The sequence below is a fragment of the Vibrio sp. 10N.286.51.B11 genome (assembly GCF_041469245.1).
Lineage (GTDB): Bacteria > Pseudomonadota > Gammaproteobacteria > Enterobacterales > Vibrionaceae > Vibrio > Vibrio crassostreae_C.
In genome coordinates this window covers 1-26,495 of the sequence record NZ_JBFRKI010000026.1, presented here as the reverse complement: position 1 = coordinate 26,495, position 26,495 = coordinate 1, and the positions used below count along the sequence as shown (strand labels likewise).

Genomic DNA, 26,495 nt, shown 5'->3' with positions numbered 1-26,495 from the left:
TTTCGATATGCTTGTGATAAACGTATCTAATTCAAAAAAGGATCCATCATTGGATCCCTTTTTTATAGTAACGGCCTGAGTAATAAAGGAAACCTTAGATTAGTCACACTTCTAGGTAGTCCAAGATCCCTTCTGCGGCTTTACGGCCTTCATCGATAGCGGTCACCACTAAGTCAGATCCTCGAACCGCATCACCACCTGCAAAGATCTTGCTGTTGGTGGTTTGGTATTGAAACTCTTGTTTGTTAGGAGCCTTGATGCGACCCCACTGATCGAGCTCCACACCGAAAGGTTCTAGCCATTCCATCGCATGAGGTTGGAAACCAAATGCCATGATAACGGCATCTGCTTCAAGAACATGCTCACTACCTTCGACAGGTTCCGGGCGACGGCGACCTGCTTCATCAGGTTCACCCAAAGCGGTTTTTACGAATTTAACGCCAACCACATGACCAGTGCTGTTAAGCTCTAAGCCAATAGGTTGGAGGTTGAACTTGAACTTCACACCCTCTTCACGCGCATTCTTCACCTCACGGCGAGAGCCCGGCATATTCGCTTCATCTCGGCGATAAGCACAAACAACATTAGCTGCATGCTGACGAATCGAAGTTCGGACACAGTCCATCGCCGTATCACCACCACCGAGCACAACCACTTTTTTGCCTTTCATGTCGATGAATGGTGTTGGGTTATCCAGTTCCATGACCTTGTAGGTATTGGAAACAAGGAATGGCAGTGCATCATAAACGCCCGGTGCGTCTTCGTTATCTAACCCAGCACGCATGTTTTTATAGGTACCGACACCTAAGAAGACAGCATCGTAGTCATCGACCAGTTGTTGTAGTTGAACGTCTTTACCGACTTCGGTATTCATCTTAAATTCGACACCCATACCACTAAAGATACGGCGACGGTTTTCCATGATGCCTTTCTCTAGTTTGAACGATGGGATACCAAACGTGAGCAGGCCACCGATCTCCGGATAGCGGTCAAATACTACGGCCTTCACACCGTTTCGAACTAAGATATCAGCAGCAGCAAGACCTGCGGGGCCTGCACCGATGATTGCGACCTTTTTATCAGTCCATTCGACATGCGACATGTCTGGCTTCCAACCCATCTCAAACGCTTTGTCATTGATGTATTTTTCAATGTTGCCGATGGTTACTGCGCCGAAATCGTCGTTGAGGGTACAAGAGCCTTCACACAAACGGTCTTGAGGACAAACTCGTCCGCAAACCTCAGGCAAGCTGTTGGTTTGGTGGGACAGTTCAGCCGCTTCGATAATGCGCCCTTCATTGGCAAGCTTGAGCCATTGAGGGATGTAGTTGTGGACTGGGCACTTCCATTCACAGTAAGGATTACCACAGTCTAAACAGCGGTCAGCTTGCGCCTTAGCTTGTTGTTTAGTGAAAGGTTCGTAGATCTCTACAAACTCAATCTTACGTATCTTGATTGGTTTCTTCGCTGGGTCTACGCGATTCAAATCAATAAATTGGTATACATTCTGGCTCATTATTGGCTCCTTCCAATTATTGCGCTTGAACACGAAGTTCAGCAGAGCTGCGGCTTTGGTGACCGAGCAAGGTGTTAAGATCCGCCGTCTTTGGCTTCACTAGGTAGAACTTCGGAATCCATTCATCAAAGTTCGCCAGAATAGCTTCAGCGTGTACTGAGCCAGTCTCTTCTAAGTGTTCTGCAATTAAGCCACGCAGATGTTCTTGGTGGATAAATAGATCAGACAGAGAAAGTGCCTCGACCGACTCGTTATTTACTCGGCCTTGGAAGTCTTCATTCTTATCCATGACATAAGCAAAACCACCTGTCATACCGGCGCCGAAGTTGACGCCAGTTGCGCCAAGAATGGCAACAATACCGCCTGTCATGTATTCACAGGCGTTGTCACCCGCACCTTCAATCACGGCAACCGTGCCTGAGTTACGTACACCAAATCGCTCGCCCGCAGTACCAGCTGCAAATAGCTTGCCTCCGGTTGCGCCATACAGACAGGTGTTGCCTATGATGGTCGCTTCGTTACAGGTAAATGCGGTGCCTTGGTGAGGCTTGATAACCACTTTGCCGCCAGCCATGCCTTTGCCAACATAGTCATTAGCATCGCCTGTTAGGTAAAGCTCAACGCCGCCTGCGTTCCAAACCGCAAAAGACTGACCTGCGGTACCGTCGAGATATAACTTGATTGGTGAACCTGCCATCCCTTGGTTGCCGTATCGCTTAGCAATTTCACCAGAGATACGAGCGCCAATCGAGCGGTCTGTGTTGATCACGTTGTAGTAAAGGCTGGTGGATTGACGTTTCTCAATTGCATCGAGTGCATCATCAAGGATCTGTTGGTTGAGTTGCGCCTTATCAAATGGTGCGTTTGGCTCGGTCCAAAATAGTGGGTGACCCTCTGGAGAAACTGGAGCTTCGAGTATTGAAGATAGATCAAGTTTGCTCTGTTTCGCAGTGAGACCCTGAACGGCTTCAAGCAAGTCAGTACGACCAATCAGGTCTGTAAGTTTTTCTACACCAAGCTCTGCAAGGTACTGGCGAACTTCATCGGCTAGGCCAGTAAAGTAGTTCACCACCATATCTGGCAGGCCTTTGAAGTATTCGCGGCGCAATGTTTCATCTTGAGTCGCGACGCCTGTCGCACAGTTATTGAGGTGGCAGATTCGTAAGAATTTACAACCCATTGCGACCATTGGTGCGGTACCAAAGCCAAAGCTTTCAGCACCTAAAATCGCCCCTTTAATCACATCGAGACCAGTTTTCAGACCACCGTCGACTTGTAGGCGGATCTTGTGACGAAGCCCGTTAGCCACCAGTGCTTGTTGAGTTTCGGCTAAGCCTAGTTCCCAAGGGCAACCTGCGTATTTTACCGAGGTCAGTGGGCTCGCTGCGGTACCGCCATCGTAGCCAGAGATAGTGATTAGATCGGCATAGGCTTTTGCTACACCTGTCGCGATCGTGCCGACACCTGGTTCAGATACTAACTTCACTGAAACCAAGGCGTTAGGGTTGACCTGTTTAAGGTCGAAAATCAGCTGCGCTAGATCCTCGATAGAATAAATATCGTGGTGCGGAGGAGGGGAGATCAGCGTAACACCTTGAACTGAGTATCTCAGCTTAGCGATTTCTGCCGTCACCTTATGACCTGGTAGTTGACCACCTTCTCCGGGCTTCGCACCTTGCGCGACCTTGATTTGCAGAACATCTGCATTGGTCAAGTAATGTGGAGTTACGCCAAATCGACCAGACGCTATCTGTTTGATGCGTGAGTTACGATCGGTACCAAAGCGTCGTGGATCTTCACCACCTTCACCAGAGTTTGAGTAACCACCCAAACGGTTCATCGCCATAGCCAGTGCTTCATGCGCCTCTGGGCTTAGAGCACCAATCGACATCGCTGCCGAGTCAAAGCGCTTAAAGAGGTCACTGCTCGGCTCTACTTGCTCAAGTGTTAGTGGCTTATCGGCTTTTTTAAGGCTCATTAAGTCACGTAACATCGCAGCTGGACGAGCATTTACTTGCTTCGCAAAAGAGAGATAATCCGAAGTTTCGCCGGTTTTCACTGCGGTTTGCAGTGTGCCGACCACATCTGGGTTATAGGCGTGATATTCACCACCGTGTACGTATTTCAGTAAACCACCGTGCTCGATAGGCTTACGCTTAGTCCACGCTTTACGCGATAAGTTATAGATATCTTGTTGGAAATCGCTAAAGCTAGCACCTTGGATTCGTGTGGTAACTCCGCGGAAACAGAGCTCAACAACGTCGGAATGTAGGCCAACGGCTTCGAAAAGTTGCGAACAGCGATATGAAGCAATCGTAGAAATACCCATCTTCGACATGATCTTATACAGACCTTTGTTGATGCCGTTTTGGTAGTTCTGCATCGCGGTGCGATAGTCTTTATCTAAAGAGCCATCATCCAACATTTTACCTAATGCTTCATAAGCGAGGTATGGGTAAACCGCGGTTGCACCGAAGCCAAGCAGCACAGCAAATTGGTGTGGGTCGCGCGCAGTTGCTGTCTCAACAACGATGTTGGCATCACAACGCAGGTTGGTATCAGCAAGCCTTGTTTGCACCGCACCAACCAACATGGCTGCAGGGATCGGTAGTTTTCCTTTCTCTAAACCTTTGTCCGACAGCACAACTAAAACCGCACCTTCGCTGACTTCTTGTTCGGCGCTATCACATACTGCTTTGATTGCTTGTTCTAGATCTTGGTTATTCGGGTCGTAGTGCATGCTGAGAATGACATGACGATAATGTTTTTGACTCAACTGCAGAAGCTGCTGCATGTCTGAGTAAAGCAGTACTGGTGAATCAAACGTGACACGATAGGCGTGACCGTCTGTTTCACAGAACACGTTCATCTCTTTACCAATACTGGTCGCCAAAGACATCACGTGTTTTTCACGCAATGGATCAATCGGTGGGTTGGTGACTTGTGCAAACTTTTGACGGAAGTAATCAGTGACCAAGCGTTCTTTTGAAGAGAGCACAGCCATTGGCGTGTCGTCGCCCATTGAGCCTACTGCTTCTTGCCCCATATCACCAAGCACACGCAGCACTTGGTCGGACTCTTCGTTGCTCATCGCAAACTGTTTTTGGTAGGTCTTGAGCGTATCATCGTCAAAGCTACGCTTACCCACTTGGTCATCTTGCAGCGCAGAAAATGGCGTTAACTTGTGAACGTTCTTTTCCATCCACTCTTTATATGGGTGGCGGCCTTTGAGGTCATTGTCGATCTCATTAGATTGCCATAGCTTACCGCGGCGAGTATCTATTACCAACAGTTCGCCCGGGCCAACACGGCCTTTCTCTGCGACTTCATCCGGTGCGTAGTTCCAGATACCGACTTCTGATGCGAGCGTGATTAGATTGTCTTTGGTAATCACATAACGCGCAGGACGCAGGCCGTTTCTATCTAGGTTACACGCAGCGTAACGACCATCTGAAAGTACGATACCAGCAGGACCATCCCACGGTTCCATGTGCTTTGAGTTGAAGTCGTAGAATGCACGTAGATCTGGGTCCATATCTGGGTGGTTTTGCCAAGCGGGCGGCACAAGCATGCGCATCGCTCGGAACACATCCATACCACCGGCAAGGAACAGGTCGAGCATGTTATCTAGGCTTGATGAATCTGAGCCTGTCTCATTCACAAAGGGTGCGGCGGTTTGTAAGTCTGGCAGCAACGGCGAAGAGAATTTATAGGCACGAGCCTTAGCCCACTGACGGTTACCTTCAATGGTATTGATCTCACCATTGTGCGCTAAATAGCGGAATGGTTGAGCCAGTGGCCAACGTGGCTGAGTATTGGTTGAGAAACGCTGGTGGAACAGACATATCGCCGATTCCATGCGTAAGTCTGCAAGATCGAGGTAAAATCGCGGAAGATCGGCCGGCATACACAGACCTTTGTAAACCATGACTTGTGTCGAAAGGCTACAAATATAGAAATCTTTGTCTTCGGTGATCTGTTTTTCAATTCTGCGACGAGCGATATAAAGGCGTCGTTCAATATCGCGTTCACGCCAACCCGCGGGGGCCGAGATAAACACTTGCTGAATATTGGGAACTGAATCTTTGGCAATCGGACCTAATACGTCGGTGTTGGTCGGTACTACGCGCCAACCTGCAACCGTTAAGGTCTCTTGAGCGAGCTCTTTATTGACGATGTCTTGCGCGGATTGCGCTTTGATTGGATCTTGGCTGAAGAAAATCATGCCGACAGCGTATTGCTTGCCGAGCTTGAAGTTATTCTCTTCAGCAATAATTCTGAGATAAGAGTCAGGCTTCTGTAGTAATAAGCCACAGCCATCCCCGGTTTTACCATCCGCAGCGATACCACCACGGTGTGTCATGCGATCGAGGGCTGAAATAGCAGTTCTTACCAACTTATGACTAGGTTGGCCTTCCATTTGCGCTATTAAACCAAATCCACAGTTGTCTTTTTCAAGACTAGGATCATATAGAGCCATTGCAATTCTCCCTTTTGCTTCTCTGTCATCCAGACAGTAAATGACTAACTATTCATATACTTGTTGTTTTTTATAAACTGATAGTTTGCTTTAGCCAGTTAAAACGTTATTGGTTGTGTTAACAAAACCGATTGATTTTATTTTCATCAGCTTTACAACGTATAGCTAATTGTGTTTAAGGTCAAGTTCATGGTTAATTATCATGCATAAACGCGATTAGCCACTTAATAATCTAAAATAGTCGATGGATATCAATGAGATATATAAGGTTAATGTTAACGAGATTTAACATATACAACAGGATGATTTTGAAAACGACAAATGCCAGATAGAAAAAAGGCTAGCATCGAGTGCTAGCCAAATATAAAAGTTAGGAAGGGTATTGCTTTTCCTCTAGGCTAACGTCATCGACGTTAGCCCGAGAAATATTATGCGGAAAGCATGAGTGAATCAGCTTTCGCTTCTAAGTTTGAGTTACCCATTAAGAAGTCATCAATGGCAATTGCACATTCACGACCTTCATTAATACAACGTACAACTAGAGATTGACCAGTACGCATATCACCAGCAGCGAAAACGCCTTTCTGGTTCGTTGCAAAACCTTCAGAAGCGACGTTACCGCGCTCGTCCAGTTTAATGTCTAGTTGAGCAAGCACGCCGGTTGGCTCCGGGTGTAAGAAGCCCATTGCTAGGAATGCCATGTCACAAGGAATAACACGTTCAGAGTTCGCGACTTCATCAAAGCCTGGACGCTCACCTGGTTTCGCATCTTGCCAAACGATGTCAGCAATACGTAGACCCGTCACTTGACCTTGCTCGTTACCGATGAACTCTTTGGTTAAGATGTTCCAGTGACGTTCACAACCTTCTTCGTGAGAAGTGGTGGTTTTCATGATCATTGGGTATTGAGGCCAAGGCATGTTTGCAGGGCGCTTCTCTGGTGGGATCGGCATGATCTCAACCTGAGTAATGCTCGCTGCCTTATGACGGTTTGATGTGCCCACACAGTCAGAACCAGTATCACCACCACCGATAACCACAACGTGCTTATCTTTAGCGTGAATCTCTTCTGTTTTAAGATCTAGGTTGTTAGCACGGCGGTTGTTTTGACCAAGGAATTCCATGGCAAAGTGAACGCCTTTCAACTCACGACCAGGGATTGGCAAGTCACGTGGAACCGTAGAACCACCCGTTAGCAATACCACATCAAACTCTTGGCGTAGCTGCTGAGCGTTAACATCAACACCGATGTGTTGGTTAACTTTAAACTCAACGCCCGCTTCAGCCATTAGGTTGATCTTACGATCAATCACGTCCATACCCAGTTTGAAGTCTGGGATACCGAAGCGAAGTAGACCACCGACTTTCTCGTCACGTTCAAATACCGTTACCGAGTGACCAGCGCTGTTTAGCTGCTCCGCTGCGGCTAAGCCAGCAGGACCTGAACCGATAACTGCGACAGTTTTACCTGTGCGAGAGCGTGGTGTTTTAGGTTTTGCGTACCCTTCACGGTACGCAGTTTCGACAATCGTTTTCTCGATATTACAGATAGTGATTGGGTCTTGGTTGATACCAAGAACACAGGCACTTTCACAAGGAGCAGGACAAACACGACCGGTAAACTCAGGGAAGTTGTTGGTAGAGCTTAGGATGTTCCAAGCCTCTTCCCAGCTGTCACGGTAAACCGCATCATTGAATTCTGGGATGATGTTACCAATCGGACAGCCGTTGTGACAGAAAGGTACGCCACAGTCCATACAACGAGAGGCTTGAGTATTGATCTTTTCACCAAACTCTTCGTTAAGTACGAACTCTTTGTTGTCTTCAATTCGAACTGACGGGTCGAGCTTCTTTGGAAGCTCACGACCGTGTTCTAAAAATCCAGTAGGCTTACCCATTATACTGCCTCCACTTCTTCCGTTTGTGCCTGTTGTGCTTCAGCTTTACGCTTTTCAAGAACAGCTTTGTAGTCGCGTGGCATTACTTTAACTAGCGATGCAACACTTGCTTCAAAGTTGTCTAGGAAAGATTGAGCAACTTCACTTCCTGTGAATTCAACATGCTTAGTTAGCATATCCAGTAGAAGATCTTTATCTTCTTGTTCAATTGGATCTAGGTCTACAAGTTCAGGGTTGAGCTTGGTTTCGAAGTCACCCGCTTTGTCCCAAACATAAGCAACACCGCCACTCATGCCCGCAGCAAAGTTACGACCTGTTGAACCAAGGATAATGGCAACACCACCAGTCATGTATTCACAACCGTGGTCACCAACGCCCTCAACAACAACCTTCGCACCTGAGTTACGAACACAGAAACGTTCGCCTGCCATACCGCGAATGAAAGATTCACCTGAGGTCGCACCGTAGAAACATACGTTACCAACCACGATGTTATCTTCAGCAACGATAGAAGATTTCGCATCTGGGTACAGTACCAAAGTACCGCCAGACAGACCTTTACCCCAGTAATCGTTCGCGTCGCCTTCTACTTCGAACTTAACGCCTTTCGCAAGGAACGCACCGAAAGATTGACCAGCACTACCGTGGAACTTAACGTTCATTGGCTGTGGTAAACCTTGGTCTTTGTAAACCTTCGAGATTTCGTTCGACAGCATGGTACCAGCAGAGCGGTCCGTGTTGATGATAGGGAAGCTCGCATTCACGGCTTCGCCTTTCTCAAGAGCTGGAATCGCAGCTTGAATCAACTTGCGGTCTAGAACGTCTTCTAGGTTGTGGTTTTGTTGCGTCTGGTTGTAGATACCATCTTCTTCACGTGCCTGCTCAATGTGCAGTACAGGTGTTAGATCTAGGTTCTTGTACTTCCAGTGGCCGATGTCATCACGAACTTTAAGTTTGTGCGATTGACCAACCATCTCATCGATAGAGCGGAAGCCAAGTTCAGCCATTACTTCACGCAGACCTTCAGCCATGTATTGGAAGAAAGTGACTACGTCTTCTACGCGGCCGTCGAAACGTTCACGCAGAGTCTTGTTCTGTGTAGCGATACCAACAGGACATGTATTCTTGTGACACTTACGCATCATGATACAGCCTTCAACCACTAGAGCTGCTGTTGCTACGCCCCATTCTTCAGCGCCAAGTAACGTTGCTACTGCAAGATCACGTGGTGTTTTCATCTGACCATCAGATTGAACAACGATACGGTTACGTAGGCCGTTTTTCAGTAGTGTTTGGTGCGTTTCCGCTAGACCCAGCTCCCAAGGCAGACCGGTATGACGGATAGAAGACATCGGAGATGCACCCGTACCACCATCAAAACCTGCGATAAGTACCACGTCAGCTTTCGCTTTCGCTACACCCGATGCAATCGTACCTACGCCAGCTTCTGATACTAGCTTCACGTTGACACGACCGTTACGGTTCGCGTTTTTCAGATCGTAGATCAGCTGAGCCAAATCTTCGATTGAGTAGATATCGTGGTGTGGCGGTGGCGAGATAAGACCTACGCCCGGAGTCGAGTGACGCGTTGCGCCGATCCAGTCATCAACCTTATCACCAGGTAGTTGACCACCTTCGCCCGGTTTCGCACCTTGAGCCATCTTGATTTGTAGCTCATCAGCGTTAGATAGGTAGTAAGACGTTACACCAAAGCGACCAGAAGCCACCTGTTTGATTGCTGAACGTTCCCAGTCGCCGTTTTCTTTACGTTCGAAACGTGCTGGATCTTCACCACCTTCACCTGAGTTTGATTTCGCGCCAATGCGGTTCATCGCAACAGCCAGTGTTGAGTGAGCCTCATGCGAGATTGAACCAAAGCTCATTGCGCCGGTTGCGAAACGCTTAAGAATGTTCTCGATTGGTTCTACTTCTGCTAGAGGAATAGAGCCTGCAGGGTTCTTGATGAAGTCCAGTTGGCTACGTAGCGTTGCTGCGTTGTCGCCTTGGTCATCAACTGCTTTTGCGTACTTCTTGAACTGACCGTAATCTTTGTTACGCGTCGATTCTTGAAGTAGAGAAATCGTTTCTGGGTTGAATAAGTGTTTCTCACCACGTTGTTTCCACTGGTAAACACCACCAACATCAAGGATCTGAGCTGGAATTTCACGAGCTGGGTAACCAACACGGTGACGAACCAATACTTCTCGCGCGATATCGTCGATCGTTAGACCTTGGATACGAGAAACAGTACCTGTGAAGTATTTTTCAACCACTGATTTGCTAACACCAAGTGCTTCAAAGATTTGTGCACCGTGGTAAGACTGCAGCGTAGAGATCCCCATCTTAGAGAAGATCTTAAGTAGACCGCCGTTAACACCTTTACGGTAGTTATCGAATAACTCACGTGGGTGTACGTTTGGATCTAGCTTCTTAGTACGTTGCAGTTCAACAATCGTTTCAATAACTAGGTATGGGTTAACTGCGTTTGCACCATAACCGATAAGCGTTGCAAAGTGGTGTGTCTCACGAGCGTCGCCCGTTTCAACAACGATGTCACACTTAGCACGTAGACCTTTACGGATTAGGTGGTGGTGAACCGCGCCAACCGCCAGCATTGCTGGAATAGCGGCATGGTTAGAGTTAACCGCACGGTCTGTCAGTAGGATGATAGAGTAGCCATCAATCACTGCGTCTTCTGCGTATTGGCAGATACGCTTAAGTGCGCGCTCTAACTTACCTTGGTCGCCATTTGCTTGGAATACGATATCCAGCGTCTTCGCCTGAAGGTGCTCGTTATCGATTGCACGCAGTTTTTCTAACTCAGAGTTAGACAGTACTGGAGACTCAAGTTCTACTTTTTGACAGTGCTCAGGTGTTTCAGCAAGTAAGTTCTGGTCTTTACCTAGGTAAGTGTTCAGAGACATAACCATGCGCTCACGAATCGGGTCGATCGGCGGGTTAGTTACTTGTGCAAACAACTGTTTGAAGTAGTTTGAAAGGTGCTGCGATTGGTGAGAAAGAATCGCTAGCGGCCAGTCAGCACCCATTGCAGAAAGTGGCTCGTAGCCTGTTTTCGCAAGAGGTAGAATGATTTCGTTTACTTCTTCAGAACTCACGCCAAACGATTGTTGTTTGTGTAGTAGTTTCTCTGGAGAAGGTTGGCTAAATTCGTTGCTCGCATCCGGTAGCTTTTTCAGGCTCAGAAGGTTCTCTTCAACCCACTTTTCGTAAGGTTGTGCTTTAGCAATGCTGTCTTTCACTTCTTGATCAGAAATGATGCGGCCTTGCTCAAGGTCAGCAACGAAGATACGACCTGGTTGTAGACGACCACGGTACTCAACGTTTTCAGGTGCAATCTCAACAACACCAGACTCAGACGCCATTACTAGGAAGTCGTCTTTAGTTACTGTGTAGCGAGAAGGACGCAGACCGTTACGGTCAAGTGTTGCACCTACTTGAACACCATCGGTGAAACATACTGATGCTGGGCCATCCCATGGTTCCATTACGTTCGCGTGGTACTGGTAGAACGCACGACGAGTTGGATCCATGTTTTTGTTTTCTTGCCATGCTTCCGGGATCATCATCATCAACGCGTGTGGCAGAGTACGACCTGAAAGAACAAGTAGCTCAAGCGCCATATCGAAGTTTGATGAATCCGAACTACCTTCCTGACAGATAGGAAGCAGCATGTCGATTTCAGCTTGTGTAAACAGATCCGATTCTAGGATTGCTTCACGTGCTTTCATCCAGTTCAGGTTGCCGCGAACCGTATTGATTTCGCCATTGTGCGCGATGTAACGGAAAGGCTGAGCTAGACGCCAACGTGGGAATGTATTGGTAGAGAAGCGAGAGTGTACTAGTGCTAGAGCTGTCACCATGGTTGGGTTTTGCAGATCTAGGAAGTACTGAGGAACTTGTTCAGTTGTTAGCTGACCTTTGTACACCAATGTCTTGTAAGACATAGAGTTGATGTAGAAGTCATCACCGATATTTGAAACGCTTTCTAGGCATACACGAACCGTGTAGTTACGTAGAACATACAGTTTACGCTCAAGCTCTTCTGGTGTGATACCAGGGCCGCCAGAAATAAATACGTGTTCAAATTGAGGTTCAGTGCTTAGTGGGTCAGCACCAATCATTGAATTGTCCGTTGGAAGTTCACGGTAACCGATAACTTCTAACTCAAGGCGTTGTGCATTGCGTTCTAGAATGTCACGACACTGTGCACGTTTGTGTTCATCTTTAGGGAAAAGTACAACACCAACACCATATTTTTCAAAAGATGGCAGCTTAATTCCAAGCTTTACGGCTTCTTCTAGTAAGAATTCGTGCGGCTTCTGTAGCAGGATACCTGCACCATCACCAGAACACGGATCGCAGCCTTGGCCGCCACGGTGTTCCATACGTGCAAGCATATCGAGTGCTTGAGTTACTACATCATGAGATTTGCGATTCTTTAGATGCGCAACAAAACCGATACCACAAGCGTCATGCTCCAATTCAGGAGTATACAGACCCTGTGAGTTCTGCTCTTGATCTACCATAGATACATCCTTCCAGTTAAATCTAGGCGCAACTTATTTGTATAAAGTCAGCCTTGTCCTTTTATATTTATGGGTCTAAACCTGCCTATGCTGGCGGTTTGAATCCTTTCCGTATCTCGCAGGAAAAGTATTGCGAGAAAAACAATCCTTAGTGATACCTGTTTATTTTTAACCACAAACTAGTGGTTTATATAGGTGGGAGTTAGATATCACCGACTTATTAGCAAGTTTTCGTTGTAAGTAAATACTCAAAAATAGCCAATATGTGTAAGTATCCTACAATTTTGTCTAGGCGAATTGCAATGAAAGTTGACCCATGTAGACCATTTTTTTCGTTTTATTTTGAATTTAATGCCTAACAAATGTGCAACATTAGGCAAATAGAGCCGATTTTTTGCATGTTTATTGATATTTGTTAGGTTGCTCGCAAAAAGCCTTGAGTAAACTAATTGGTCGAATTTTGCAGGGATGTAATTTTTTTTCAAAAAAGACTGATATTCATTCTTATTTACTTGAGTGCTTTGAAAATATGCAATTACACGAGTTGGTCAATACTATCGGCCAAGACCTTCAACGCCGTTATGGCGAGAAGGTTCACAAGCTGACGCTTCATGGTGGTTTCAGCTGCCCAAACCGAGACGGGACAATTGGCCGTGGAGGTTGCACGTTTTGTAACGTGGCTTCCTTTGCCGATGAACAAACTCAAATTCAAAGTATTGCTGACCAGCTAAAAGATCGTGCGGGTGAGATTGCTCGTGCCAAGAAGTACCTGGCTTACTTTCAGGCGTACACCAGCACTTATGCTGAGGTGCAAGTGCTCAAGAATATGTATGAAGAGGCGCTAAAAGCACCCGGTGCAGAGATCGTCGGCCTTTGTGTTGGTACGCGACCAGACTGTGTGCCTGATGCGGTGTTGGATCTGTTAGCGGGCTACGTTAAACAAGGCTATGAGATTTGGCTCGAGCTTGGCCTGCAAACCGCCAATGATAAAACCCTCAAGCGAATTAACCGCGGCCACGATTTTGCGGTGTATGAAACGATCACCCAACGCGCACGCGCTTTAGGTATCAAGGTGTGTACTCACCTGATTGTTGGTCTACCAAAAGAAACCAAAGCGGATAACCTTGAAACCTTAGACAAGGTATTAGCCGTTGGCACCGATGGTATTAAGCTGCACGGCCTTCATATAGTAGAGGGCAGTACCATGGCTAAGGCGTGGAAGGCAGGAAAGCTAGAAGCCCCAAGCCTTGAAGAGTACATCGATATCGCGAGTGAGATCATTCAACGCACGCCTGCGGACGTGGTTTATCACCGTGTTTCTTCAGCGGCGAGACGCCCAACCTTACTTTCTCCTTTATGGTGTGAGAACCGCTGGTTAGCGATGACTGAAATAGGTCGTTCGTTGGATAAAACCGGTGCTCAAGGCATCAAAACGGGCTCTGCATTCGAGTACACGTTGCCTGTTTTAAACGCGGCCAATTAATAGAAATGGGTGACTGTAGGTAACAGCAGATAAAACCAATAAATAATGGTAACATTTCCCTAGCAGATTTTATGGTATAGATTGAGAGTAAATGGAACTGGTAATGACTTGGTTGTGGGACAGGGCGTATGGCTACGGTATTTATATCGTTGTTGTATTGCTGATTGCTCTCATCTGCTGGCATCTCTATTCTCGTTATCAGTCGCATATCGAAACGCTTCTACTTGCTACCCCGTCGCCACTCTACTTTGTTGATGTTCGAAGTGGCGAAATACTCTATGCCAATCGCCAAGCCATGCAGTTGCTTGGTATCCGCCAAATCGGTGTTAATTTTCGCTTTCCTACTGTGGAAAGCGAGAACAGCTTTCGTCACTACTTAACCAACCACATCAACTCTCGAGCCTTCGAGCAGGTCTCCCTGTGGGCGCTTTCTGAATTTGAGTCGTTCAAGATCAACTTGATCGGTCGTAAGATCCATTTTAGAAATAAGCAGGCTTGGATGATTCACGCCTCACCTTATAAAAACACTAACGAAGAACTGTCCCAAGAAGTTCGAGAACTGAATGTTGCTCGTACCGCTTTGGATTCTTTGTCTGAGCTGATCTACGTGAAAGATCAGAAAGGTCAGTTAGTGACGAGTAATCGCTCGTTTAAAAAGTTTTGGCATGGTCGTGCTGAAGAGGGCACCCTGAGTGTTTCTGGTGGAGTATTAAAAGGTCGTGTAAGTGAACGCTCTTGGACTACAGATCAAGATGGAAAAAGCTGCTTGCTTGAAACCTACCAAAGTGTGCTGCTTTCCCAAGATGGAGAAACCATCGGCACGCTCTCTATTAGTCATGATGTGACCGATTGGCATGACATGCAGCAGAAACTGCGTGGCGAGATGGAGAAGCGAAAAGATACCGAAGTGGCACTTGCGCAGCGTGACACCATCTTGCAAAACCTCCTGGAGGCCAGCCCAGACTCGATTGGTATCTTTAATGAAAACATGGTTTATCAAGCGTGTAATAAACCATTTGTGGCTGCGCTGGGTATCTCTGAAGTCAGTGACTTGATCGGTAAACGTTTACAAGATGTGGTGCCACATAGCATCTATACGCGAATATCAGAAACCGATCATCAAGTGCTTCATCAAAGTAAATCACTGCGTTATATCGACAAAGTGGTCTCAAGTGATGGAACATTTACTTGGTATGATGTAGTCAAATCACCGTTTAGAGATCCAGCATCGAGCACTAATGGTGTGTTGATCATGGCGCGTGATATTACAGAGCGTTATCTAGCAGAACAAAAGCTTGAAGAAGCCAACCTTGAACTTGAACGCCTCAGCTTTATGGATAGCCTGACTAAAGTGTCTAACCGACGTCGTTTCGATGAACAGCTCTCTACACTGTGGCATTATCATGTGCGTGAGAAGCTGCCACTGACGATCATGCTATGTGATATCGACTTCTTTAAAGGCTACAACGACTTTTACGGACACCAACAAGGCGATGATGCTTTGATTCAGGTTTCTCAGGCATTTAAGCAGGTGTTGAATCGTTCATCTGATTGTGTGGCTCGTTATGGTGGTGAAGAGTTCGGCTTTATTCTGCCAAATACAACGACCGAAGGTGCTCAGCTGGTGGCGCAGCGTATTCATGATGAAGTCCTAAAATTGGAACTTGCGCATGAGAAGTCGACAGTCTCTGAATTCATCACGGTGAGTATTGGTATTATCTCTTACATTCCTACACCTGATGATGAAATGGAATCGGCTGTTGCCTTGGCTGATAGTGCGTTGTATCAAGCGAAATCAGACGGTCGCAACCGTTCAATGGTGCATCCATACTCAATTCGCTAACGCTATAAAATTGGCAATTTGATTATCCCCGGCTATTTTTGCTTAGTTAGTATTTGTATTGGTTAATTAACCTTCGAAATTACCGCTGAACACTTGCTGCGTGTGATGTAGCTAGCTTACCTCCCATCTTCAAACAGGGTAGAATGTTGCTAGTCTTATCGCATGGAGCGCTAAATGAAACCCATGAAAAATCTTGCCCAGTATTACGTGGATCTACTCGTAAAACTGGGGATTGTCCGCTTTTCTATCTTACTCGCCCTAGCGCTTGTTGCCCTCGCTGTTGTTGTGCAAGTCGGTATCACCCTTGCACTCAAAGGCAATGTTGATGACATCGACATTGTCCGTTCAGTTTTCTTCGGTTTAGTGATCACGCCTTGGGCGGTTTATTTTCTGTCAGTGGTCGTGGACCAGTTGGAAGAATCACGTCAAAGGTTAGCGAAATTGGTCTCTAAACTTGGCGACATGCGTGAGCGAGACCAAGAACTCAACAATAAAATGCAGCTCAATATCGAGAAGCTTAATCAAGAAATTGAAGAGCGTGAAAAAGCGGAAGAAGCGCGCGCAGAAGCAATGCAAGATCTCGAAAACGAGGTGTTCCAGCGCGAGCGTACTCAGCTTGAACTCGCAGAACGTACTGCACTGTTACGCTCGTTTATCGATGCCTCGCCTGACCTTATTTACTACCGTAATGAAGATGGTGTGTTCTCTGGTTGTAACCGTGCGGTTGAAGAGCTCACTGGTAAAACAGAAAAAGAGCTAGTTGGTTTAACTCCTTGGGATGTTTACAGTAAAGAGGTCGCTCAGCAAGTTGTTGAAACCGATAAGAAAGTATTTGCTGACAACCAAGCACTGACTTATGACCAATGGCTTGAATACCCAGATGGCCGCAAGAGTTACTTCGAACTGCGTAAAGTGCCTTTCTACAGCAAAGATGGTCGTCACTTGGGCTTGGTTGGTTTTGGCCGCGATATTACTGAACGTAAAGAGCATCAAGAGTCGTTAGAAAAAGCCAGCCGCGATAAGACCACCTTTATCTCAACTATTAGCCACGAGTTAAGAACGCCGCTCAACGGCATCATTGGCTTGAGCCGCATGCTGCTTGATAGCCAACTGACCACCGAACAGCGCAAGCAGATGCAAACCATCAAGGTGAGCGCGGTGACACTGGGTAATATCTTCAACGATATTATTGATATGGATAAGTTCGACCGCCGTAAGCTTGAACTCTTCCCTACGCCTATTAACTTTGAAGATTTCGTTGTCGAGATCGAAAGTATCTCTGCGTTGATGGCTGAGCAGAAAGGGTTAAGGTTCGATCTAGAAAGATTGTCTGATCTTCCAGCTGCTGTTGAGGTGGATGGTACTCGTCTTAGACAGGTACTGTGGAACCTTGTTAGTAACGCGATGAAGTTCACCAAAGATGGTGGAGTGGTGATGACAGTCAGCGCCGACATTGATGGTGACTTTGCCAACATTACGATGGAAGTGGAAGATACTGGTATTGGTATCCCTGAAAGTGAAATCGAGAAGATCTTCGCGATGTACTATCAGGTGAAATCGGGCACGGACAACTTGCACGCTGTCGGCACGGGTATTGGTCTCGCTGTCTCTCAACAGCTAATTAATATGATGGATGGCCACATTGAAGTCATCAGTGAAGAGGGCTTTGGCAGTACCTTTACGGTTTCGATTCGAGTTCCAGTGAATCACGATACTCAGGCTCTGATCAAAACGCCAAGAAAACAGTCGAATCTTAAGATCTTTATGGTCGAAGACATTGAACTCAATATCACAGTGGCTCGCTCTCTACTTGAAAGCCTTGGCCATGAAGTGACAGTCGTGATGACGGGTAAAGAGGCGCAAATTGCTTTCAATCCTGAAGACTATGATTTGGTGTTGTTGGATATCCAACTGCCAGATATGACGGGTTTCGATATTGCTCAATACTACCGCGAGAAATACAGCCAGCTACCGCCTTTGGTGGCGTTAACTGCGAACGTATTAAACAACAAGCAAGAGTACTTCCAGAAAGGTATGGACGAAGCGATCAGTAAACCTTTGTCGGTTCGAGCTATCCAAGATGTCATCAGTGAACTTATCGAAGATGCACCAGAGGTAATTGAGAAGGTAGCGGGCACCGATAAGGTTGAGAGCATTGATAAAGTCGACGCGAGTAAGCCTTTTCTTTCAGAAATTGATACCACTTTGCTTGATATTGATATGCTAGAGTCTTATGTTGATATTGTTGGACCGAAACCGGTTTTGGATAACATCGCGATGTTCGAAGATATGATGCCGGAGTATATGGAAATATTGAACTCCAACATGGTCGCGAAAGATAAAGCCAGTATCGTTTCTGAGGCACATAAGATTAAAGGTGCTGCAGGTTCTATTGGTCTGAAACGCATCCAACAAGTTGCCCAGAAAGCTCAATCTCCAGATTTGCCTGCGTGGTGGGAGAACATTTCAGATTGGGTTGATGAGATAAATAACGAATACCAGAATGACATTGAAGTTTTAAAGAGTTGGTTAAATCAAAGGTAGAAGAATAATGAAAAAATTAGCATTCGCCGCATGTGTAGTGGCATTAGCGGGTTGTTCTGCGCCACAAGTAGAATGGCAGCAAGATAATCAAGTCGAAGTATCTGCAGCAACAGTTACCATGAAAAGCAACCTTTGGCACAACAAGATGCCAACGATTGGCGAGACTCAAGATAAGACCCTACATGGTGCTATCTACCTAGAGTCAGACTCACAACTGCCAGCAACGCTTGCGGTTGAAAGTGTTACGGTTAAACAGGGTGCAGACACCTTGTTGGTAACGGCTGACGATCTTGATTTAAGAACACACAGTGAAACTCAATGGGAAGTCGCGTTTGTATGGCAGCTAGAAATCGACAGTGACAAGCCTGTTGATGTGGCGGTGGAACTTAAAGATGGCGAAACCGTGAAGTGGTTAGTAGAGAAAGACGTTAAGGTGGATACGGTTTACTAAAATCTTATCCAATTAAGAACAATAAAAAAGGGAGAATGCGTTGGCATTCTCCCTTTTTAATAACTATTGATGACGCTTCTAGTGTTCAAAACACTTACTGGTGAGTAGTGCTAAATGGTAAGAGGCGCGAATCGAATTAGTCTTCTAGGTCACCACAAAAGCGGTAGCCTTCACCGTGAATCGTTGCGATGATTTCTGGCGTACCAGAAACAGATTCAAAGTGCTTACGAATACGACGGATTGTTACGTCTACAGTACGATCGTGTGGCTTAAGCTCACGGCCAGTCATCTTCTTAAGAAGGTCAGCACGTGTTTGGATCTTACCTGGGTTCTCACAGAAGTGAAGTAGAGCACGGAACTCTGAACGAGGTAGCTTGTAGCCTTCGCCATCTGGGCTAACCAGAGAACGACTGTTGATATCTAGTACCCAACCGTTGAACTCATACTTCTCAACGCTACGCTTCTCTTCTTGAACAGAGCTTGTGCTCATTGAACGGTTCAGAAGGTTGCGTGCACGGATAGTCAGTTCACGAGGGTTGAAAGGCTTAGTGATGTAGTCATCAGCGCCGATCTCTAGGCCAAGGATCTTATCAACTTCATTATCACGACCAGTTAAGAACATAAGCGCTACGTTTGCTTGCTCACGTAGTTCACGCGCAAGTAGTAGGCCATTCTTACCTGGAAGGTTGATGTCCATAATTACAAGGTTAACTTGGTTGTCAGATAGCACTTGGTGCATCTCTTCACCGTCGCTAGCCTCAAAAACAGCATATCCCTCTGCTTCAAAAATACTCTTTAGAGTGTTACGAGTTACTTGCTCATCTTCAACGATAAGAATCTGCGGGGTTTGCATTTGGCGGTACCTAAATTTGTGACGAAACTGTGCTAATAGAATAAATTCTAGGCAAAAACATAACATACAGGTAATGTATTTTTGATGATAACTTAAAGTTTTCAAAAAAACACTTACTTCCAGCTATCTGCCTTCCTTGAAGTATTGCCCAATAACGTAGATCCAGTACGCCTTTCAATCATTCTTTTAGTGATTGGAGTGGATTCTATAATGTTAACAGCATGCTAACAACGCGAGAATGTTAATTCCATTCACTTTGTTGATTTACATCAATTGCCGTATCGCAACAAACTTTAATAGTATGGCTACAACTTAACCAATGTTATGGTGACTATTTAGCACCAAAACAAGAATGATTATTCGAGATGCTTCGCACATCTTGCCTGCTAAAGACCGGATTATGAACCAAGGAAGCTGAAAGCTGTCTTAAGAGTCTAGTAGATAAATATGCTCAATCAACTTTTATTGAGTAATAAATTGAGCATAGAACAATGAAAACAAAGGATTAATTTTAATAACATATAAAAGCATAGAGGCTAGCCTGACATAACCGGTAACGCCTTACTCACGGAGGATATATGCACGATATAACACCCGACTTGTGTGATGAGTTTGAAAGCGAAGTCACCCTACTGAACATGCCATTGCAGAACTTCGGCCAACGTGGTGCGTTCTTTGGAAAAATTGTAACAGTTCGTTGTTATCACGATAATTCCAAGGTTCGCGAGGTTTTAGAGACCGACGGCTGTGGCAAAGTGCTTGTCGTTGACGGAAATGGCTCATGCCAGAAGGCGCTGCTTGGCGATCAACTCGCTATTCTCGCGATAGAAAACGGTTGGGAAGGCGTGATTGTAAACGGTGCGGTGCGTGATGTAGGCATGATGTCGCAAATGGACCTTGGCGTTCAGGCGTTAGGTGCATCGCCATTCAAAACAGAGAAACGCGGTGTCGGCCAAGTGAATGTGACACTCTCTATACATAATCAACTGATTCAGCCTGGTGACTATATTTATGCCGATTGGAATGGCGTGTTAATTTCATCTGAGCTGTTAATTGAATCGTAACTGACTCAAATTGAATGCCGTTGATAGATTAGAACGGGGAATGGTTTGTGATGTACTAAACGGGGAATGGTTTGTGATGTACTAAAAGTTTGGATCTCAATCCGCACTAATCTGTTAATAAAGAACAAGCTAAAGAGACTAAAAGCGAAACCCTAGTCCCACTTCAACACCTTGCTGCCACTCTTCATAATCAAGGGTGGCATGCAAATCTAGGTTATCTGTTAGTTGCACTCGGCTGGAAACCTCTGCGGCTACCGATTTCTCATTGTCTTCGGTCTCGTCTTTATAGGTGTGTAGAGAACTGTTAAAAGAGACTCTTTCTGAGAACTGATAACTGACACCACTCAAGAATCCACTTTCCTGTTTCAGTGCCGCACTATTGATACGTGTACCGACGTAAAGATCCACATCTGAAAACAAGCTATAAGAGTAGCCACTGTCTATCTTCCAAGTATCGAAGCTTTCACTCGACGCGTTTTGTGTGGAGATAAAGAATTTATGAGAAGAACTATCGATCTGGCTGGGTAGTAGAGGCAAGCTATTCGCTGAACAAACAACAGGCATAGCAAAAGCCAAAAGAATAAGTAATCTCTTCATTTCCCACTCCTGATGTCATTATTATTGTTCTTCGAACGTTATCGTTCAATTAAAGCACAGAACTTGTACGTTCGCTGCACAATCGATATAGCATTTTGTTATGACTATATGTGCAACTGATCACTCTTGCCTGTTCAATGAGTAAATCCAGTATCTTAAGTGAAGGTTTATACAGGGTGTTTTATCCCTTAAATGACGGTTTGCTCTGAAAAACGGTGCGAATGTAAAAAAAACGCAACTTTTCATTGACGTCCAGTGGTAAAAATTGATACACGTAGAGTAAAGCACAAGCAGAGAATTTGATATGCAGCACGTAAGCCACCTAGTAATGACCACAACCATTATTATTACCGACATTAACATTGTTGGGGCAGGCTGCTAAGTAACGGATTTTAAAAAAAAGGCCTGTATCCAACAAGATACAGGCCTTTTTTTGTACCATTTTTATGACTTATGGAGAAAGGGATGCGCGTTTTAAAGTTTGGAGGTTCATCATTAGCTGATGCAGATCGTTTTTTACGAGCGGCTGATATCATCGCTAATAATGCCCAGCAAGAAGAGCTAGCCGTTGTACTATCGGCTCCAGGAAAAACAACCAATAAGTTGGTCGCTGTTATTGAAGCTGCACTGAAAAATGGTGAAGCTGACGCACAGATTACAGAGATCGAATCTTCATTTAACACACTGTTTGCAGAGATCAAAGCGGTCGTGCCTTCTATCGATGGTGCCGCGTTTCAAGAGCAGGTGGATACCTCTCTTGCTCAGCTAAAGCAGTTCGTGAATGGCATCAACCTACTTGGTATGTGCCCGAACCACGTTAATGCTCGCATCATCAGTAAAGGTGAGCGAATCTCTATCCAGTTAATGAAAGCGGTACTGGAAGCGAAAGGCCAACCAGCAAGCCTGATTGACCCTGTCCAATACCTATACGCTAAAGGCGATCACCTTGAAGCTATGGTCGATGTGGATGTCTCTACTCAGAACTTCCAACAATCTCCACTTCCTAAAGGTCACGTTAACATCATGCCTGGCTTTACTGCGGGTAATGAAAAAGGTGAGCTAGTCACACTAGGTCGTAATGGTTCTGACTACTCAGCGGCTGTGTTAGCGGCGTGTCTACGTGCTGATTGCTGTGAAATCTGGACTGATGTCGATGGCGTTTACAACTGTGACCCACGCTTAGTTGATGATGCTCGTCTGCTCAAGTCTCTTAGCTACCAAGAGGCGATGGAGCTTTCTTACTTTGGTGCTTCGGTTCTACACCCGAAAACCATTGCTCCTATTGCGCAATTCCACATTCCTTGTCTGATCAAAAACAGCTTCAACCCACAAGGCGCAGGTACTTTGATTGGCCAAGACACTGGCGAAGATAACCTAGCAATCAAAGGTATTACGACGCTAAGTGACCTAACCATGGTTAACGTATCAGGCCCAGGCATGAAGGGCATGGTAGGTATGGCGAGTCGTGTATTCGGCGCGATGTCTTCTGCTGGCGTTTCTATTGTCCTTATTACTCAATCTTCTTCTGAGTACAGCATCAGCTTCTGTATTGAATCGGCTGATAAGGTGAAAGCGAAACAAGTGTTGTCAGACGCGTTTGAACTTGAACTTAAAGATGGCCTGTTAGAGCCGGTTGAGTTCATGGATGACGTTGCGATTGTAACGCTGGTGGGTGACGGTATGCGCACTTCACGTGGCGTAGCATCTCAGTTCTTCTCTTCTTTAGCTGAAGTGAACGTCAACATTGTTGCTATTGCTCAAGGTTCTTCAGAGCGCGCTATTTCAGCGGTTATCCCTGAAGACAAAATCTCTGAAGCAATCAAAGCGTGTCACGAGAACCTATTTAACTCTAAGCACTTCCTAGATGTATTCGTTGTGGGTGTCGGCGGTGTTGGTGGCGAGCTTGTTGACCAGATCCAACGTCAGCAAGGCAAACTGGCTGAAAAAGGCATCGTGATTCGCGTATGTGGTTTAGCAAACAGTAAAGGTTTGTTGCTAGACAGCGATGGTCTACCGTTAGAGCAGTGGCGTGACCGTATGTCGAGTGCGACTGAAGAGTTCAGCCTAGCGCGTTTAGCGGCTTTGGTTCAACGTAACCATATCATCAACCCAGTATTGGTTGATTGTACGTCTAGCGAAGGTATTGCGGCGCAGTACGCTGATTTCCTAGCGGCTGGTTTCCACGTAGTAACACCAAACAAGAAAGCAAACACAGCAAGCATGGCTTACTACCATCAGCTTCGTGAAGTTGCACGCAACTCACGTCGTAAGCTGATGTACGAGACAACAGTAGGTGCAGGTCTACCGGTCATCGAAAACCTACAGAACCTTATCTCTGCAGGTGATGAACTTGAGAAGTTCAACGGCATTCTTTCAGGTTCACTGTCTTACATCTTCGGCAAGCTTGATGAAGGTATGACACTGAGCCAGGCAACCAATATTGCAAAAGATAACGGCTTCACTGAACCGGATCCTCGAGATGATCTATCTGGTATGGATGTGGCGCGTAAGTTGCTTATTCTTGCTCGTGAAGCAGGCATGGCGCTTGAACTTGAAGATGTTGAAGTAGACCAAGCTCTGCCACCGGGTTTTGATGATTCAGGTACGGTTGAAGAGTTCATGGCTCGCCTACCAGAAGCGGATGCTTACTTCAAAGAGCAGTCAGCTATCGCAGCAGAAGAAGGTAAAGTACTTCGTTATGTGGGTGAAATCGCTGAAGGTAAGTGTAAGGTTCGTATCGCTGCTGTTGATGGCGACGACCCAATGTTCAAGATTAAAGATGGCGAGAACGCATTAGCATTCTACAGCCGTTACTACCAACCAATCCCTCTAGTACTGCGTGGCTACGGCGCGGGTACTGAAGTAACAGCTGCTGGCGTATTCTCTGATGTGATGCGTACTCTTGGTTGGAAATTAGGAGTTTAAGAATGAGTTCAAGTGATATGGATGTTGTCGTTTATGCTCCTGCATCAATCGGTAATGTCAGTGTAGGGTTTGATGTGCTGGGGGCCGCTGTGTCTCCAGTGGATGGCACGCTGCTAGGTGACCGAGTTATGGTTAAAGCCGGTGATGAACCATTCTCACTTAAAACTGCAGGCAGCTTTGTTTCTAAGCTGCCAACTGAAGCAAAAGAAAACATCGTTTACGACTGCTGGGTGGTGTTCTCGAGAGAGCTTGATAAAAAAGGCGTTACGCTAAAGCCTTTAGAAATGACACTAGAAAAGAACATGCCTATCGGTTCAGGTTTGGGTTCTAGTGCATGTTCAATCGTCGCGGCACTGGATGCGCTAAACCGTTTTCACGGTCAGCCCCTGAATGAAACTGAACTGCTTGCTCTGATGGGTGAAATGGAAGGCAAGATTTCAGGTGGTATCCACTACGATAACGTTGCGCCATGTTACCTTGGTGGTGTGCAGCTCATGCTTGAAGAGCTAGGCATCATCAGCCAAGAAGTACCGTGTTTTGACGACTGGTACTGGGTAATGGCTTATCCGGGTATTAAGGTTTCAACGGCTGAAGCGAGAGAGATCCTACCATCTCAATATCGTCGTCAGGATATTATTGCTCATGGTCGTCACTTAGCGGGCTTTATCCACGCGTGTCATTCAGGTCAACCTGAACTGGCGGCGAAGATGATCAAAGACGTGATCGCTGAACCATATCGTGAGAAACTGCTTCCAGGGTTTGCTGATGCTCGTAAATACGCGCTGTCAGCTGGGGCACTGGCTACTGGTATTTCTGGTAGTGGTCCAACTCTATTTAGCATTTGCAAAGAACAAGATGTCGCCGAGCGTGTTGCACGCTGGTTAGAACAAAATTACGTACAAAATGAAGAAGGATTCGTTCACGTTTGTCGCCTAGATAAGCAGGGTTCGATCGTTACAGGAAGTGAGTTATGAAACTGTACAACATCAAAGAAAATGATGAACAAGTCTCTTTTGGCCAAGCCGTTCGTCAAGGCTTAGGCCGTAATCAAGGTCTATTTTTCCCATCTGAACTGCCAAAGTTTGATGATATCGATGCGCTGCTAGCAGAGGACTTTGTCCCTCGTAGCTCAAAGATTCTGTCAGCATTGATTGGTGATGAATTACCAAAAGAACAGATCGACCAAATGGTGGATGCAGCGTTCCAATTCCCTGCACCAATCAACCAAGTAAAAGACGGCGTTTACGCGCTTGAGCTTTTCCACGGTCCAACACTGGCGTTTAAAGATTTCGGTGGCCGCTTTATGGCTCAATCTTTAGCAGCTGTTTCTGATGGTGGTCAAATCACTATCTTAACGGCAACATCAGGTGATACTGGTGCGGCGGTTGCGCATGCTTTCTACGGCATGGAAAACATCAATGTTGTGATTCTTTACCCGAAAGGCAAGATCAGCCCACTGCAAGAGAAGCTGTTCTGTACGCTTGGCAAGAACATCCACACTGTGGCGATTGATGGTGACTTTGATGCGTGTCAGGCTCTAGTTAAAGACTCATTTGATGACGCTGAACTGCGTAAAGAGATCGGTCTTAATTCGGCAAACTCGATCAACATCAGCCGTTTAATGGCTCAGATCTGTTACTACTTTGAGGCGGCTTCTCAGCTGACTAAAGAGCAACGTGAAAACCTCGTTATCTCTGTACCAAGTGGTAACTTTGGTAACCTAACGGCTGGTCTATTGGCTAAAGCGCTAGGTCTACCTGTTAAGCGTTTTATCGCAGCAACTAACGAAAATGACACTGTTCCTCGTTACCTAGAAACAGGTCAATGGGATCCAAAACCGACTGTTGCGACAACATCGAACGCGATGGACGTAAGCCAACCAAACAACTGGCCTCGTATCGAAGAGCTTTGCCAACTGAAAGGTTGGGGCTTAGATACACTAGGCAAAGGTAAAGTATCTGACGAGCAGAGCGCTGAGTCAGTTCGCGACCTAAAAGCACAAGGTTACCTATGTGAACCACATGGTGCGATTGCTTACCGTCTACTGGAAGAGCAACTGCAAGAGAACGAAACTGGCTTGTTCCTGTGTACAGCACACCCAGCGAAATTCAAAGAAGTGGTTGATGACATCCTAGGTTCTGATATCGAACTGCCTGGCCCGCTAGCAAAACACGCGGCGATGGAATTGTTGTCTGAAGATCTTGATAACGATTTTGAAGCGCTAAAAGCTGTGCTTCGTCGAGTTCAACCGTAACGTCCATTTGTTTTTCGAACAAATAAAAACGGCGCTCAAT

14 protein-coding genes, 1 pseudogene and 1 other annotated feature are annotated in these 26,495 nt (G+C 46.0%); of the genes and pseudogenes, 8 read left to right on the top strand and 7 right to left on the bottom strand.

Annotation, left to right across the window (positions count from 1 at the left end; translation table 11 throughout):
- Positions 1-103 precede the first annotated feature (103 nt).
- The 4 genes from AB4154_RS13425 to gltB (AB4154_RS13410) form a co-directional block, all read right to left on the bottom strand.
- Entirely contained in the window at positions 104-1,516 is a 1,413-nt protein-coding gene (locus tag AB4154_RS13425) for an FAD-dependent oxidoreductase (protein ID WP_372123295.1), read from the bottom strand.
- A gap of 16 nt (positions 1,517-1,532) precedes the next feature.
- Positions 1,533-5,996: a glutamate synthase large subunit gene (gltB, locus tag AB4154_RS13420; protein ID WP_372123293.1), complete on the bottom strand. Its 4,464-nt coding sequence runs from the start codon at positions 5,994-5,996 to the stop codon at positions 1,533-1,535.
- 428 nt (positions 5,997-6,424) lie between these two features.
- On the bottom strand, positions 6,425-7,894 hold the full coding sequence (locus AB4154_RS13415; protein WP_017066517.1) for a glutamate synthase subunit beta: 1,470 nt from the start codon (positions 7,892-7,894) through the stop codon (positions 6,425-6,427).
- Entirely contained in the window at positions 7,894-12,441 is a 4,548-nt protein-coding gene (gene gltB, locus AB4154_RS13410; RefSeq protein ID WP_371721277.1) for a glutamate synthase large subunit, read from the bottom strand. The genes AB4154_RS13415 and gltB (AB4154_RS13410) overlap by 1 nt, the downstream gene beginning before the upstream one ends.
- Positions 12,442-12,970: 529 nt before the next feature.
- Between gltB (AB4154_RS13410) and AB4154_RS13405 the strand changes: the two genes are divergently transcribed.
- The 4 genes from AB4154_RS13405 (at position 12,971) to AB4154_RS13390 (ending at position 18,762) form a co-directional block, all read left to right on the top strand.
- Entirely contained in the window at positions 12,971-13,924 is a 954-nt protein-coding gene (locus tag AB4154_RS13405) for a TIGR01212 family radical SAM protein (protein WP_017059306.1), read from the top strand.
- A 91-nt stretch (positions 13,925-14,015) separates the two neighbouring features.
- On the top strand, positions 14,016-15,767 hold the full coding sequence (locus AB4154_RS13400) for a diguanylate cyclase domain-containing protein (RefSeq protein WP_017059307.1): 1,752 nt from the start codon (positions 14,016-14,018) through the stop codon (positions 15,765-15,767).
- A 174-nt stretch (positions 15,768-15,941) separates the two neighbouring features.
- Positions 15,942-18,311, top strand: coding sequence for an aerobic respiration two-component sensor histidine kinase ArcB (gene arcB / locus AB4154_RS13395; RefSeq protein ID WP_372123292.1), 2,370 nt, complete (start codon positions 15,942-15,944; stop codon positions 18,309-18,311).
- Between the two features lie 7 nt (positions 18,312-18,318).
- Positions 18,319-18,762 (top strand): hypothetical protein, encoded by a 444-nt coding sequence (locus tag AB4154_RS13390; RefSeq protein ID WP_017062884.1) that lies wholly within the window; start codon positions 18,319-18,321, stop codon positions 18,760-18,762.
- Between the two features lie 136 nt (positions 18,763-18,898).
- Here AB4154_RS13390 and arcA read toward each other — a convergent pair whose 3' ends face one another.
- Entirely contained in the window at positions 18,899-19,615 is a 717-nt protein-coding gene (gene arcA / locus AB4154_RS13385) for a two-component system response regulator ArcA (protein WP_004741534.1), read from the bottom strand.
- A gap of 429 nt (positions 19,616-20,044) precedes the next feature.
- Positions 20,045-20,146 (bottom strand): annotated as a pseudogene (locus AB4154_RS13380) (ribonuclease activity regulator protein RraA); the annotation flags it as partial.
- Positions 20,147-20,193: 47 nt separating this feature from the next.
- Here AB4154_RS13380 and AB4154_RS13375 point away from each other — a divergent pair.
- A complete protein-coding gene (locus AB4154_RS13375; RefSeq protein ID WP_017059310.1) occupies positions 20,194-20,679 on the top strand; it encodes a putative 4-hydroxy-4-methyl-2-oxoglutarate aldolase in 486 nt (161 codons plus the stop codon).
- 138 nt (positions 20,680-20,817) lie between these two features.
- Here the strand turns inward: AB4154_RS13375 and AB4154_RS13370 are convergent, their stop codons facing one another.
- The gene (locus tag AB4154_RS13370; protein ID WP_017070076.1) at positions 20,818-21,276 is read right to left on the bottom strand and encodes a hypothetical protein; all 459 of its coding nucleotides are present in this window, start codon (positions 21,274-21,276) and stop codon (positions 20,818-20,820) included.
- A gap of 317 nt (positions 21,277-21,593) precedes the next feature.
- Positions 21,594-21,712, top strand: a sequence feature (Thr leader region).
- Between the two features lie 29 nt (positions 21,713-21,741).
- Here AB4154_RS13370 and thrA point away from each other — a divergent pair.
- From thrA to thrC, 3 genes are read left to right on the top strand one after another with little or no spacing between them, the layout of a single operon-like run.
- Positions 21,742-24,201: a bifunctional aspartate kinase/homoserine dehydrogenase I gene (gene thrA, locus AB4154_RS13365; RefSeq protein WP_017059312.1), complete on the top strand. Its 2,460-nt coding sequence runs from the start codon at positions 21,742-21,744 to the stop codon at positions 24,199-24,201.
- 17 nt (positions 24,202-24,218) lie between these two features.
- Entirely contained in the window at positions 24,219-25,175 is a 957-nt protein-coding gene (gene thrB / locus AB4154_RS13360; protein ID WP_032545653.1) for a homoserine kinase, read from the top strand.
- Positions 25,172-26,455, top strand: coding sequence for a threonine synthase (thrC, locus tag AB4154_RS13355; protein ID WP_102394353.1), 1,284 nt, complete (start codon positions 25,172-25,174; stop codon positions 26,453-26,455). Before thrB ends, thrC begins: the two co-directional genes overlap by 4 nt.
- The last annotated feature ends 40 nt before the right edge of the window (positions 26,456-26,495 follow it).